This is a genomic window from Mesorhizobium sp. WSM4906, assembly GCF_029674625.1.
GTDB lineage: Bacteria > Pseudomonadota > Alphaproteobacteria > Rhizobiales > Rhizobiaceae > Mesorhizobium.
This window is the reverse complement of record NZ_CP121355.1, coordinates 4,667,312-4,680,883: the sequence shown is the minus strand read 5'-3', so window position 1 is coordinate 4,680,883 and position 13,572 is coordinate 4,667,312. Positions and strand designations below refer to the sequence as shown.

At 65.6% G+C, this 13,572-nt stretch carries 14 protein-coding genes; 13 read left to right on the top strand and 1 reads right to left on the bottom strand.

Translation table 11 applies throughout. The features are described 5' to 3' along the window. Positions 1 to 4 precede the first annotated feature (4 nt). From QAZ22_RS22530 to QAZ22_RS22515, 4 genes are read left to right on the top strand one after another with little or no spacing between them, the layout of a single operon-like run. Positions 5 to 373, top strand: a complete 369-nt coding sequence (locus QAZ22_RS22530; protein WP_278202898.1) for a hypothetical protein — start codon at positions 5 to 7, stop codon at positions 371 to 373. Between the two features lie 12 nt (positions 374 to 385). Next, a complete protein-coding gene (locus QAZ22_RS22525; protein ID WP_278202897.1) occupies positions 386 to 778 on the top strand; it encodes a hypothetical protein in 393 nt (130 codons plus the stop codon). After that, positions 775 to 1,584, top strand: coding sequence for a hypothetical protein (locus tag QAZ22_RS22520; RefSeq protein ID WP_278202896.1), 810 nt, complete (start codon positions 775 to 777; stop codon positions 1,582 to 1,584). Before QAZ22_RS22525 ends, QAZ22_RS22520 begins: the two co-directional genes overlap by 4 nt. Further along, positions 1,584 to 2,129, top strand: coding sequence for a phage baseplate assembly protein V (locus QAZ22_RS22515; RefSeq protein ID WP_278202895.1), 546 nt, complete (start codon positions 1,584 to 1,586; stop codon positions 2,127 to 2,129). Before QAZ22_RS22520 ends, QAZ22_RS22515 begins: the two co-directional genes overlap by 1 nt. A gap of 31 nt (positions 2,130 to 2,160) precedes the next feature. Here QAZ22_RS22515 and QAZ22_RS22510 read toward each other — a convergent pair whose 3' ends face one another. Continuing rightward, entirely contained in the window at positions 2,161 to 3,084 is a 924-nt protein-coding gene (locus QAZ22_RS22510) for a hypothetical protein (protein WP_278202894.1), read from the bottom strand. 312 nt (positions 3,085 to 3,396) lie between these two features. Between QAZ22_RS22510 and QAZ22_RS22505 the strand changes: the two genes are divergently transcribed. The 9 genes from QAZ22_RS22505 (at position 3,397) to QAZ22_RS22465 (ending at position 13,438) form a co-directional block, all read left to right on the top strand. Further along, positions 3,397 to 3,564 (top strand): hypothetical protein, encoded by a 168-nt coding sequence (locus QAZ22_RS22505; protein WP_278202893.1) that lies wholly within the window; start codon positions 3,397 to 3,399, stop codon positions 3,562 to 3,564. Between the two features lie 40 nt (positions 3,565 to 3,604). Further along, positions 3,605 to 4,000, top strand: coding sequence for a GPW/gp25 family protein (locus tag QAZ22_RS22500; RefSeq protein WP_278202892.1), 396 nt, complete (start codon positions 3,605 to 3,607; stop codon positions 3,998 to 4,000). Between the two features lie 108 nt (positions 4,001 to 4,108). After that, positions 4,109 to 4,972, top strand: a complete 864-nt coding sequence (locus QAZ22_RS22495; protein ID WP_278202891.1) for a baseplate J/gp47 family protein — start codon at positions 4,109 to 4,111, stop codon at positions 4,970 to 4,972. Beyond that, complete coding sequence (locus QAZ22_RS22490; RefSeq protein ID WP_278202890.1) at positions 4,969 to 6,096, top strand: phage tail protein; 1,128 nt, start codon at positions 4,969 to 4,971, stop codon at positions 6,094 to 6,096. Before QAZ22_RS22495 ends, QAZ22_RS22490 begins: the two co-directional genes overlap by 4 nt. Positions 6,097 to 6,135: 39 nt before the next feature. Then, the gene (locus QAZ22_RS22485) at positions 6,136 to 9,375 is read left to right on the top strand and encodes a DUF4815 domain-containing protein (RefSeq protein WP_278202889.1); all 3,240 of its coding nucleotides are present in this window, start codon (positions 6,136 to 6,138) and stop codon (positions 9,373 to 9,375) included. Positions 9,376 to 9,586: 211 nt separating this feature from the next. Further along, the gene (locus tag QAZ22_RS22480; RefSeq protein ID WP_278202888.1) at positions 9,587 to 11,017 is read left to right on the top strand and encodes a hypothetical protein; all 1,431 of its coding nucleotides are present in this window, start codon (positions 9,587 to 9,589) and stop codon (positions 11,015 to 11,017) included. 3 nt (positions 11,018 to 11,020) lie between these two features. Beyond that, the gene (locus QAZ22_RS22475; protein ID WP_278202887.1) at positions 11,021 to 11,311 is read left to right on the top strand and encodes a hypothetical protein; all 291 of its coding nucleotides are present in this window, start codon (positions 11,021 to 11,023) and stop codon (positions 11,309 to 11,311) included. Beyond that, positions 11,308 to 11,670 (top strand): DUF4376 domain-containing protein, encoded by a 363-nt coding sequence (locus QAZ22_RS22470; RefSeq protein ID WP_278202886.1) that lies wholly within the window; start codon positions 11,308 to 11,310, stop codon positions 11,668 to 11,670. The genes QAZ22_RS22475 and QAZ22_RS22470 overlap by 4 nt, the downstream gene beginning before the upstream one ends. A gap of 235 nt (positions 11,671 to 11,905) precedes the next feature. Continuing rightward, complete coding sequence (locus QAZ22_RS22465; RefSeq protein WP_278202885.1) at positions 11,906 to 13,438, top strand: phage tail protein; 1,533 nt, start codon at positions 11,906 to 11,908, stop codon at positions 13,436 to 13,438. Positions 13,439 to 13,572 lie beyond the last annotated feature (134 nt).

The window sequence follows — 13,572 nt, the reverse complement described above, 5'->3', positions numbered from 1 at the left end:
GATCATGAGCAAGTCGATTTGGGTCGCCTTCAGGAATGGCGGCATCATCCCCGCCGCGGTCGCGGGCGGAAAAGAGAAGAAGGTCGGCCCGCATGAGCCGGTCGAGGTTCCGGAGAGCTACGGCCAGCATCTGATCGACGACCGATTTGCATACAAGGCCGAAAAGCCGGCCGCTCCCAAGTCGGCGAAGGACCAGGGCGGCAAGGGTGCCAGGCAGGATACCGCCAAGGCCGCGCGTGCCGCCGAACTGGCGGCAACCATCGACGACCTGAAGAAGGCGGTTGATGCTGCCTCCGACCTCGAGGCCAAGACGAAGCTCGCGGCGGACCTTGCCGCGGCCGAGGACGAGCTGAAGGCGCTGGAAGCGGCCTGACTGGTATCTCTCATGGACATTCGTGCAGCCCGCTCGCGCCTTGTCCATGAGACGCGCTCCCGCCTTGGCGACCTGATCACGGTTCGGCCCAAGGTCCGGGGCGAGATGTCGGTTGCCGACGATCCGTCACGGCCGGTCATGGTCGACCTCAAGGTCCGGTTCGACATCGATCCGGACCTCGACTTCCTCGGCGGTCGCGACCGCGGGATGGCTCCGACCCGCTATGCGGGCCGGCTGTGCACGATCTCGATCCCACGCGAAGACATGGCATGGCTCCCCAAGGCGGGCGACCAGTGCGAGGTCACCACGCGACCGGCCGAGCCGATTTATGCGATCGAGCGCGTGGTCGACGACCTGCCGGAAGTCATCGTGTTCTATCTGTCGAACCTGAAAGCGGCCGCATGAGCCTGGTGAACGCGATGCTGCGCATGCTCGCCGTGCAGGCGCTGCGCGGCAACACCATCGCCGCGGACGGCGTCACCGATTCCTCGATCGAGGCGCTGTCTTCGATCATGAGCGACCGGCAGGCGCCGGTCATCCTGGTGCGCATCGACGAGAGCAAGCATGCCGGCCAGAACGAGGGCTTCTTCGTTACCTCCGGCACGATCACCTTCGCGCTCGACCTGATCGTCGCCAGCAGCGTCACCTATCAGACGACGGACGGCCAGACGGTCACCCAGATCGAAATCGCGCCGACGGACGCAGGGCTGGAATTCTCGCTCGACATGCTCGACCGGCAATGGCGCCGCGTGTTGTCCGATCCGAACAACGCCTTCGCCGAATGTTTCCGCTCGCTGGTCGCCACGGTCGGGCCCGTGAAAGCCGCGCGTGGCGTCGACCCGGAGGGCGGCCGCAAGCACGCCATCCGCATGGTCGAGATCGATATAGAGCCGGTCTGCGATCCCGCACCGGGCGCGTCGCGGCCACCCGTCATCGACGCGGCGCTGACCAGGCTCGGGACGGTTCCCGACTATCAAGCGGCCGTCACCATCATGCGCGCCGAGCTTGCCACGGGCGCCGACCTGATGACCTGGCAGAAGGTCCAGTCGACACTTATGACCACGGCCGCGGTGCCGGGCATGCTCGGCGTCGCGCCGCCGGACGCTGGCGAGGTCGTTGGCTTCGAGAAGGTCGGAACTGTCATCAACGATGCGCAGACCGAGCTGACGGAAGACATCCTGCCCAATCCCGATCTCGGCGGGTCCGCCTGATGCACGACGCCGAGCTTGTGAAGGTCATTCTCGGCCTGCAGGCCGACATCGCCGCCCTCAAGCGCATGGTGGCGGGCAACCTGCGCTTCGGCACGGTCAAGAAGGTCGACCACGACGCCCACCGGCTGCAGCTCCTGCTGTCCGACGCCAACGGCCGCGAATTCCTGTCGCCGCTGCGGCCATGGGGCGAGATCGCCGGCAACGAGAAATCCTGGCGGCCGCCGACGGAAGGCCAGCAGATGATGCTGGTCGCCCCGCATGGCGACATGCGCCAGGCCGTCGCGCTGCCGATGACCTATTCGGACCAGAACGCCGCGCCGTCGTCGGACCCGGGCACGAGAATCCTGTCCAAGTTCGGCGGCGCCGCGATGCTCTTCGACGGCGGCGGCGACCGTGCCGAGCTGTCGGCACCGCGCGTCGACCTCGGCGCGGCCGAAGGCAAGAAGGTCGCCCGCGTCGGCGACAAGGTCCACGTCATGTCGGGTTCCTCGACAGGCTTCTGGCCGATCGTCGAGGGATCTTCAAAAGTCTTTGCCGCCGATTAGTGGTGAAAATCTTGTGTGATGCCCATTGACGTTACCCGAGAACCTCAGCAAGGCGCTCTTTCCAGCCTTCAGTGTGGACAATGCGGCCTTGGTGGATGTTCTGATTGATGATTTCAGCCTTCGTCCGCTGCGAGGCCGCAACCCAGTTCTCTCCCAAGACATACAAGGCGTTATCCCTGCGGATGCTTTCCAAAATGACGACGCCCCTCGCCGGGAAGTCATAGGCAAGATAGTCTGAAAAGCCCGCCACACCCTGATAGACGCTCGCCGGACCATAACCGCTGATGGTCGTGGCCCGATCGAGGATCACGGCGCTCGATCTCTCGGCCATACCTCGGACGATCTCCCGAATGTGATCGCCCACGCGGTCCCATGGGTGCTCACCAGGAGGCAGGATCACCCAATTTACCCGCCGCCGCGCCGGTGGCGCAAACGCCTGAAGGCCGACGGTCACCAAGTCGCATTCGCCAAAAAGCTCCAGGAAGAGGTTTATCGTATGACGAGCACTCTCGTGACGGGCTGCTTCATTCGTCAGGGCTGGCGAAACGATGAAACGCCGTCCTTCCACAGTGACGAGGGTAACCTCCACCGCTGGCGCCGGGACTGGCTCGCGCGGATAGCACATCCTGTAGATGTCCCGAAAATCTTCCATCTCTTCATAGTCGCCACGACCTCGGTACTCGCGCCACTTCCAAGAAACAGTCCTGATGTACCGTTCCTCCTTCGGCTGATCTCGACGGACGACCCATGATCCCTCAGCGTTGAAGCGCGACACGCGCCCCCGAATGGCAGGTAAGATGGTATCTCCGTCTTGAGCATCGGCGCTGAAGCCTGCCCTTGCCATATTTGCGTGAGCACCCTCCGCAAGTTCACAAGCAACCCGAAAGTTGGCGCCAGCAGGAATGCTGGCGAGGTGGTACTCGATATTACGGATTCTCGTCTGCCTTATCGTCATAAGTCGCATCCTGGCTTCTGATTCGCGAAGTCATGATCGTGCGGCTGATCCAAGGGCAAATATAGCGGCTCGACTGCTTTCCCACGATTTTCACAGGTCAAGATGTGATTTTTTCTTCTTTTCAAGCAGTCGGATGTCGACCGCTAAACGTCCAAACGTTAGCGGGGCAAACCTTGCCTTGGACCTTCAGTGGCCACTTTGATGGCCGCTTCACTAACCTTGTCTCCGAAAAGCGGTCGGGCGGGAAACCAACCTGATCTGCCCTACGCTTCGGGTAGCAAGCGTTAGGCGTTCACCACGAGGAGGCCTTTCATGCAGCTCATTGTAACGCACCGCGCGCCGCATCTCGGCGCGGCGGGAACGTCGATCGACTTGACGCCATCGCAGGCCGCCTACGAGCGCCTGCGCGGCCATGTCGTCGAGCCGGCCGCGCCACCGCCCAAGGCTAAGGCGAACAAACCCCCTGCGGCGAAGTGTTAAAGGAGGGGCCTGCCCTCCGTAGCCCGAAAGGCGAAGAAGGGTGACGCAATACGGCATGGACCGCGCCACCGGCCTGCGCCAGAGCGGCTGGGACAACGTCATCCAGGCGATCGAGATCCTGCTGACGACGCGCTATTTCGAGCGCGTGCTGCGCGAATATGTCGGCAGCCCGGTGCCGGCCTTGCTCGGCGAACTGGCAAACGTGCAGACCGTCATCCGCTTCCAGTGGTCGGTCGCGGCCGTGATCCTGCTCTTCGAGCCGCGCTTCGCGCCAACCCGGATATCGCCGCTGACGCTCGACCGCACCGGCGCGTCCGACTGGGTGATCGAAGGCATCTATCGCCCTCGCGCCCATCTGGGCGACTTCACGCCTGCCGGCACCGTCTCGCTGCGCCTCGGTCAGGCCGGCGGCCAACTGATCGTTACGTCTTCTTAGCCTCACGCCGCGCACCGACGGTTTCGTCGCCTGCGGCTCCGGCCGGGCGCGGCACGAGCCGCGACGGCCGGTCGGCCTTGCGGGCTTCGCCCGAACACAGGGACAACCATGCTCGACCTGTCGACCCTCGAAGGCTTGCCGGACCCGCAGGCGATCACCGTCACGTCGGAAGCCGCCGCGCTTGCAGCGATTAAGGCCGTCTTCGTCGACCTGGCGACAAGCTACGGGCTGGATGTCTCCGGCATCATCGACCTCGAGGGCGAGCCGGGCAACATCCAGCTTCAGGTCGGCGCGTTCCGCGAGGTGCTCTACCGGGCGGCCATCAATGACGGTGTCAAGGCGAACCTCCTGGCCTTCGCCGCCGGCGCCGATCTCGACCATCTCGCCGCCTTCTATGACGTGATCCGCCTTGCGGGCGAGACCGATGCGCGGCTGCGCGCCCGCACCGTGGTCGCGATCTCCGGCCGCTCCACGGCCGGCTCCGAGGACTGGTACAGAACCGCCGCGTTCCGGGCGAGCGTCCGCGTCAAGGATGTCGCCGCCTATCGCGTCGGTACCGGGCCGGACATCCGCATCGCGGTTCTGGCGACCGACAATTTCGGCGAGCCCGACGCGGCGCTTCTAGCGGCCGTAAACGACGAGGTGCAGAAGAACAGCGTGCGCGTCATTTCCGACCGCATCACCGTCCTGTCGGCGACGAGCGCGACCGTCAATGTCGTCGCCGACGTCTGGCTGCTGCCGACGACGCCGATCACCGTGTTCGACAGCCTGGAGACGTTGCTGCGCCAGGCGCTTAGCGAGGAAGGCGGGCTCGGCTTCAACGTGACGCGCTCCTGGCTGATCGCCAAGCTGCAGGCACCCGGCGTGCAGCGGGTGTCGCTTTCGTCGCCGGTGGCCGACGTGGCGGTCGATGACGGCGCGGCGGTCAAGATCGGCACCGTCACGCTGACCTACAAGGGCCGCGACCGGTGAGCGACCGGCAGAACCTTTTGCCGCAGAACGCGACGCCCTTCGAGCGCGCGCTGTCGGAATCGCTCGACCGGCTGCCGGAGTTGCAGCCCGGCTTCGACGAGCTGCGCGGCTTCAAGTTCGCACCCGTGCAGGCCTCGATCCTGCCCTGGCTCGTCGTCGAATATGGCCTCGGCGGCATCTCGCAATACCTGCCCGACCTCGCCTCGGTCATCGAATACGGTCTGCGCTGGCAGCGGGTGAAGGGCACGCCGCAGGGCGTCGCCGAAAGCCTGACATGGGTCCACTACGCGTTCTCGACCTTCTACGAGGCGCCGCTGCGCCGCACGCGCTGGCACCTCTACGAATTGGAGCTCGACCGCTTCCGCGACAACGAAGACGATCTCGCCACGATCGAGGCCGTCGTGCGCCTGTCGGACCCTGTCCGGTCGGAATTCTACCGCGCCTGGAACGGCTACGACGTGCGCGAGCACGATTGGGCTTATTCGGTCTGGGGCGACGGCATCTGGGGCGACAATTCCGGCGTCTTTCTCCATGCCGGCGGCGTGAAGTGGTCGTTCGGCCGCACCTTCGATGCCGGCCAGCATGATCTGACGGAAGCGGAACTGACCGCGCTCGGCGCCTGGATCGAGCCGGTCGAGGGCGGCTCCATTTCCTGGGGACCGTTCCCCTGGAACACGCCGGGGCTGAAGTGGGTGTCGGACGCCGCGCTCTCGCGGGCGCAGATCATCGCCACCGCGCTGCTGGCGAAGTCCTGCTGGATCGGCGTCTACCGGCAGGACGGCTCGCCGATCGGCTTCCGCAAGGCGCGCGTCTACCGGCCGGTCAGCGCCCTCTTCGGTGGCTACTACCAGGCCGCGGGGCAGGGCTGGATCGCGGCCGACGTCCCGGGCGCCAACATCTACGTCGAAGCCATGATGGATTTCGGCGAGGGCGAGGGCGAGACCATCCATTCCTGGAGCGTGACCCTGGGCGGCGCCGTCGTAGGAGCGCACCCGCCGGGCATCATGTGGCTGCCGGGCGCGGCTGTCGCCGGCGGCGGGATCGTCGGCGGTTTCGCAATCGCGCCGGCGCTTCTCGGCAAGCCGTCACGCGAGCGCTTCCGCGCTCTCCTGAAGATCGCCTGACGCGCTCCTGCGCGCTCTTCTTCTGAAATCAGAGGCAACATGGCTTACGAGCATAAGTCCGGGCTATCGGGCGCATACGATCGTTCGGTCGCGTTCCCGCTCTGGGATAGCGTGCTGACGCGCGAGGGCAAGATCGGCCAGGCGGCCGAGATGTTCGAGGCGCAACAGATTCTTCAGCGCAAGATCCGCTCGGTCGGCAACCTGGTCGCCCGCGACGGCGACCGCGTCGAGGGCGCCGACATCATCATCGACGCGACGGCGGGAACCGTCACGCTCACCGCCGGCAGGCTCTATGTGAATGGCCGCGTTCTCGATGCGCCGGCGGTTGTGCTCGCCGCCGTCCCCATGGTCGGCGCGGTGCATATCGGCGTGCGCGTCATCGAGACCTATGTGACCGAGCTCGACGAACCGGCATTGCTCGGCCTCATGCCCGGCTCGCTTTCGGAAGGCGAGGCCGGCGCCGCTCGCGTCATCTATGCGCTCGCCTGGGGCTTCTCCGGCGACGGCGGCGTCGGCGACCTCTATTCGGTCTACCTGCTCAAGGACGGCGTCGCGATCGACCAGACGCCGCCGCCGAACCTCACCGGCGTCAACGCGCAGCTTGCCATCTACGACTTCGACGCCAACGGCAATTACATCGTCTCGGGCTGCGCGGTCTCCGCTCTCGGCAAGGACGGCACAGACCAGGTGTTTTCGATCGCCGAGGGCGTCGCCAACATCAAGGGCCAGAAGCGCACCCGCTATGCGGCGCTCCGCCATCGCGAGCTTGAGACCGTCGACCTCTTCCGCATCCCGACCGAGGTCCACATCTTCGGCACCAACCCGACGGTCGTGACCCTCAACCACGGCCCGATCGCCACCATCCGCGAAGTGCTGGTCGAGAAGGAGGTCACGGATACCGTCGTTCGCGGCGGCACGCCGAACGGCTCGGACGCGCTGGCCAACACCGGCGTCACCGCCATCCTTGAGATCAAGCAGGGCGCCACGACCTATGCGACCCCGGCCGACTATGCCAAGGCCGGCGACCTCGTCTCCTGGGCGGCCGGCGGCGCCGAGCCGGCGACCGGGTCGAGCTACACCGTAAAATACCGCTATCTCGGCATCGTGGCGGCGACCGACATCACCGCGACCTCGATCGCGGTCGCCGGCGGCGTCAATGGTGGCCAGATCCAGGTCGACTACGACTTCAAGCTGCCGCGCGTCGACGTGCTCGGCATGGATAGCGACGGCAACTCGGTCTATCTCAAGGGCGTCTCCAGCCGCACCAACGCGCTGCCGCCGACGGTTCCCGCCGACGTGCTGCCGCTCGCGCTGGTCGAGAACATCTGGACCGGCACGCCGAACGTCACCAACATCGGCGTGCGCGCATACACCATGGCGAAGATCGACCGGATGTATAACAGCCTGGTCGACGCGCTGGACCTGATCGCGCTGGAGCGGCTGCAGCGCGACATCGACAGCCGCGAGCCGATCTCGAAGAACGGTGTCTTCGTCGACCCCTTCACCTCCGACCGCTACCGCGACGAGGGCGAGCCGCAGACGGCTGCTGTCTTCGGCGGCGTGCTGCGGCTCGCCATCGACCCGACCTTCCATTCGATCAACCTGGCCGGCGTCACGCTGCTCAACTGGACGGAAGAGGTCGCGGTCGAGCAGGCTTTGGCCACGCGCTGCACCAAGATCAACCCCTACATGAACTTCACGCCGCTGCCGGCGTCGATGACCATCAACCCGCCGGTCGACTACTGGACCGAGAGCGCCACCGAATGGGCGTCCGACAGCGCGGCGGCGCTCTCTTCGCCCGTCGTCATCACCACGTCGAGGTCGACCACCGGCCGCACCACGACCACGATCACGACGACGCAGAAGGAGACGATCGAGAGCTCGACGCGGGAAGAGACGCTGGCCTATCTCCGCCAGATCTCGCTGCAGTTCACGATCAAGGGCTTCGGCGCCGGCGAGAACCTGACCAAGCTCGAGTTCGACGGCATCGACGTCAACCCCGGCGGTCTCTCCGCCGACGGCTCCGGCCAGATCGTCAACAGCTTCACCATTCCGGCCAATGTGCCGGCCGGTTCCAAGGGGCTTGTCGCGGAAGGGCAGGGCGGCTCGAAGGCGGCCGCCATCTTCGTCGGGCAGGGCACCATCGACATCGAGACGCTGCGCCGCGTCGTCACCACGACGGTGCAGCAGACGTCCGTGACGGCGCCGCGCGAGACCGGCGGCATATCAGGCGGTCATGGCGGCGAGGGCGCCGGCCGCGACCCGCTGGCGCAGACCTTCACGCTGACGGAAGGACGCCACATCGCCGGCGTCAACCTGAAGGTCTGCCTGGTCGGCGATCCGGCCAACCCGATCGTGCTCGAATTGGTCGAGGTCGCGAACGGCATCCCGACCGTCAACGTCATCGCCCAGGCGTTCTACAACATGCACGACGCGGTGATCGGCCAGTGGACCGAGATTCGGTTCCCTTACCCGATCTGGCTGGCTGGCGGCGTCGAATACGCCTTCGTCGTCAAGACTGACGACGGCAGCCATTCGATCTCGACGGCCAAGCTCGGCGATTTCGACGCCGTGCTGCAGCAGCCCGTCGCGGCGCAGCCCTATTCGGTCGGCGTCATGCTGTCGTCGTCGAATGCCGTCACCTGGACCGCGCACCAGGACGAGGACATCTGCTTCCAGCTCGTCGCGGCCAAGTTCGCCCCGACCACGAAGACGGTGAATGTCGGCACCTTCGCCGTCGCCAGCATGAGCGACCTGTTGATCCGCGCCGAGGTCGAGCTGCCGACCGCCGCGGCCGCGATGCATTTCGAGGTCCAACTCGACGACGGCTCGGTCACGCTGCTCAACCCCGACCAGGCGTGGGAGCTGCAGTCTTTCTACACCGGCAACGTCCAGGTGCGCGCGGTGCTGTCAGGCTCCGCCAAGGTCTCGCCGGTCGTCTTCCCGGTGATCCTGGCGATCGAGGGCGAGCTGCAGACGACCGGCACCTATGTCAGCCGCGCCTTCGACATGGGCACCGGCGTCGACATCCTGTCCTACCTGAAGACGAAGATCCCGACCGGCGCGACCATCGCGCTGCATGCCGACGCCGCGAACGACGCCTGGTCCGCGATGGCGCAGGTGACGCAGACGCCGCTGCAGGACGCCGGCTGGGTCGAGCGCAAGTACAGCGTCGTCGGCTTCAATGCCAACCCCGTCGGACGCATCAGGATCACGCTGACCGGCACGCCGGCGGCGCGGCCGATGGCCTACGACTTCCGGGCGATTTCAACGCCGTAGCGCGCCTCTTCCTCGCCCCTTGTGGGAGAGGATAGCAAGGCCCGGCACGGCGAAGCCGCGCCGCTGGCCGCGCTTGGTGAGGGGTGCTCCAGGAAGCGCCGGCGTCTCACTCCGCTGGAGCACTCCCTCATCCGTCTCGGCGCTGCGCGCCGATCCAGCTTCTCCCACAAGGGGAGAAGGGAAGACCCGAACGATTCCAGTCAAGGATCGCATGACCGTTGAAAACAGCACGCCGAACCGGGGCTACCAGCTTCCATTCGGCAGCAACGACCTTGCCGACGATGTCCTGCGGCTCATCGCGGCCCTCTCCGCGATCGACGTTGATGTCGCGGGAATGCTGGTGTCGATCGCGCAGCGCGCGCTCGTGGTCCACAGCCATGTCATCGCCGACACGACTGGCCTGCAGGCCGCCCTCGACGCCAAGCAGGACGCCAGCGAGAGGGGCAACGCCAACGGCTATGCCGCGCTCGGCGCCGACGGCAAGGTTCCCGCCGCGCAACTGCCGTCGGCTCTCTTCGGCGCGATGTCCTATCAGACCGATTGGAACGCCAACACCAACACCCCGACGATCCCGGCGGCCGCGCCCGCCAACAAGGGCTTCTACTACATTGTGGCGGTCGCGGGAGCGACGAGCGTCGGCGGCATCACCGATTGGAAGGTCGGCGATTGGCTTGTCTCGGACGGCACCAAATGGAGCAAGATCGACAACACCGACGCCGTCTCTTCGGTAGCCGGCCTGGTCGGCGCGATCTCGACCGCGTCGCTGAAAAGCGCGTTGGCGATTGCGGCGGCCGATATCGTCTCCGGCACACTTGCGGATGCACGACTGCCGGCGCGGCTCGGCCTTGTTTGCGAGACGATCGCTGACTGGAACGCGGCCACGGCCAACGGCTGGCACATGGGGGCTGGCGCCGCCAACGCACCGGATGCCAATTGGTATATCGGACAGACCATCACGCACATCGAGAGCCTGTGGCTGCAGCAGGATTTGTACGGCTTCACTCAGGCAACCGCCAGCGAGAGCAAGCATTACCGCCGCTATAGGGTCAACGGCACGTTTGGTGCGTGGTTCCGGGTCTATGAGAACGGCGGCGAACTTGACGCCCGCTATGCCCTGCTTGCGAACGTCTCAATGGCGGCGCTAGCCAATGCCATCGCGCAGCGTGACACGGCGGGCGACATCACCGCCCGCCTTTTCCGGTCTGAATATACGGGCACGGAGGGGACGTTCGCCTATTTCTGTGGCCAGCACGCAATCGGCGCGGGCGCCGACAACTACCTTCGCCCGATGACGCCCACGCAGGCGGCAGCGCTGCTCGTGCCTTCGCTTGCGGTCGCCCGTGCTTGGGTCAATTTCGACGGCACCGGAACTATTGCTATTCGCGACAGCCACAACGTCTCATCTATCACCGACAACGGAACCGGCGCTTACACCGTCAACTTTGCCTCCGCGATGCCGAATGCCAACTATGCTGTGGTAGCCGGGATGTCGATTACCGGAACGGGCAACACGTCGGGCGGGTTCGGCGTTGTGACGCGATTGGACACCCCGCCGACCACAGCCGCCGTCTCCATTGTGGCGCGAATTTCCAACGCCGTCGTGGACCCGTCTTACTGTCATGTAGCGATCTTCGGAGATTAGACCATGCAGCGAATTATTTACCCGACGGCAGAGGGCGGCATCGCGGTATTGGTCTGCCATAAAGCAGATGGGACCCCGATGTCCCCCCAGCCGCTCGCAGAGATTGCTCGGAAGGACGTTCCGGCGGGTGTGCCTTTCCGCCTCGTTGACGCTGCGGATATCCCGGAAGACCGCAGCCAGCGCACCCTCTGGACGGCGGATTTCAGCACGCCGGACGGCTATGGCGTCGGGGCCGAGGCTTGGTTTGCCGAGCAGGCCGTGCTCGCCGAACAGGCGGTGCAGGAGGGACAATGAGCGTCATCAGCATCAGAGCCGCCAGCCTTAGCGAGCTCACCGCCTATGCCGCTGAGAAGCGGTGGGAGAAAGAGACTGGAGGTGTCACGATCGCCGGCGTCCAGGTCTCTACCTCGCGGGACAGCCAGGCGATGATCACCGGCGCCTACAGCTATTCGGAAGCAAACCCCGACGAGACCATCAAGTTCAAGGCCGCCTCGGGCTGGATCGAGATGGATCACAACACCGTGGTCGCAGTCGCCAACGCTGTCGGCGCACATGTGCAAGCTTGCTTTTCCATCGAGCAGGCGGTCTCGGAAGCAATAGCGGCCGGCACAATCACGACCAGAGAGCAGATCGACGCCGCCTTCGCGGCCTAGTCGTCGTCAAACTCTTGCGGGGTCATTACAGATCCCGACTGGCGCTTCGCGAAGTGTTCATCGGGTCGTTCGCGCAATCGTACATGCCAGAACCACGCCACCGATGCGATCAGCAATAATATTAGCGTTGCCGAAAGTATCACCATAGTCAATCCACCCCCGTCCCAGTGGCCTTTGTTATCGAATGCCGCTTGGATTTCAACCTTCAAAATGCTGACCATCAGGAGAGACTGTCATGACCGACCCCGTGTTCGGGATCACGATCCGCCGTGACGCCAACGAATCGGCGGTGCCGTCGAACGCGCTGATGAGCGTCGTCGGCATCTGTATGCCATTCGCCAAGGCCGCAACCGCGACGCAAGCCGCCTTCGACGCGGCGTTCCCGGCCGGCGTCGCGGTGCGGCTCAATTCCAACGACGCGACGAAGCTCGCGCTCTGCGATCCCGATTCGCTGTTTATCGACGCCGTCGAGGGCATCAACGCGCAGCTCGGCCCCTACCAGGTCGCCGCGCAGCTCGTCGTCAATCGCGTCGCCGAAGGCGCCGATATCGCCGCCACCATAGCCAACATCGTCGGCTCGTCCGTCGCCGGCACCGGCATCCACGCCTTCGTCAACGCCGGCGCCGATCTCGGCGTCTATCCACGCCTCATCCTGGTGCCCGGCTACACGACACAGCAGTTCGGCGCGCTGACCGCGCTGGCGCTGACCACGCAAGGCACCAACATGACCGCGGCGCCGGACGTCGTCTTCACCGGCGGCGGCGCCGATCCGAACAAGGTTCTGCCGACGGCGCATGCCGTTATGGGCACCGGTCCCGACGCGCAGAAGGTGGCTTCGCTGGTGATCGACACGGCCGGCGCCTATCTGTCCGCGCCGCTCAACGTCTCCTTCACCGGCGGCGGCGCCGACGCCGGCAAGGTGTTGCCGACCGCGACCGCCACCGTCGAGGAGCTCGCCAATGCCGTCTGCGCGGCGCTTCCCGAGGTTCTGAACAAGATCCTCGCCGTGGCGATCGTCGACGGGCCGAATGGGCTTGCCGCCTTCACCCAGTGGCGCGAGACGCTCTCGTCCGACCGGCTGATCCCGGTCACCCCCGGCATCAAGCGCCTTGACGCTTCCGGCGACGTGGTCACCAGGCCGGCAGCGCCGCGCATCGCCGGCGTCGCCGTGCGCCGCGACTACGAGAATGACGGCCGGCCGTTCCGCTCCTGGGCGAACCAGGCGCTCTACGGCATCGTCGGTCCGGAGCAGAACTACCGCTTCTCGCTCACCGACGGCTCGACCGAGGGCCAGGAAATTCTGGCCGCCCAGGGCGGCATCATCGTGCGCGGCGACAGCGGCGACGACTTCGCCATCGCCGAGGGCGGCTTCGTCTATATCGGCACCGACAATCTGTCCGACCAGACGATCTGGCAGCAGTATCACAAGGTGCGCGGCCGCGACTTCATCGAGCTCACCTGCCTGCGCACGCTGCGGCAGTACCTCGGCAAGTTCAACCTGACCACGCAGACCATCCAGTCCGTCGTCAACACCGTGCACGACATCCTCGCCAAGGCAGAGGCCAACGGCGATATCCTCGGCTTCAAGTGCCGGTTCGATCCGGAATTGAACAATGCCCAGGACCTGCGCGCCGGCCACATCTACATCGACGCGCAGTTCGAGGAAGCGCCGGTGTTCCGCCGCCTGACCATGACCAGCCGCCCCTACGCGCCCGCCCTGCAGGCGACGATCGACGAGCTGATCTCGCGCCAGAACCTGATCAGCTAGGCGGGCGACGAAACCTGGCGGCTTCGCGCCTCTTCCTCTCCCCTTGTGGGAGAGGACAGCAAGGCCCGGTGAGCCCAAAGGGCGAACCGTCGGCCGCGCTTGGTGAGGGGTGCACCCTCGCCGGCGTCGCCTAC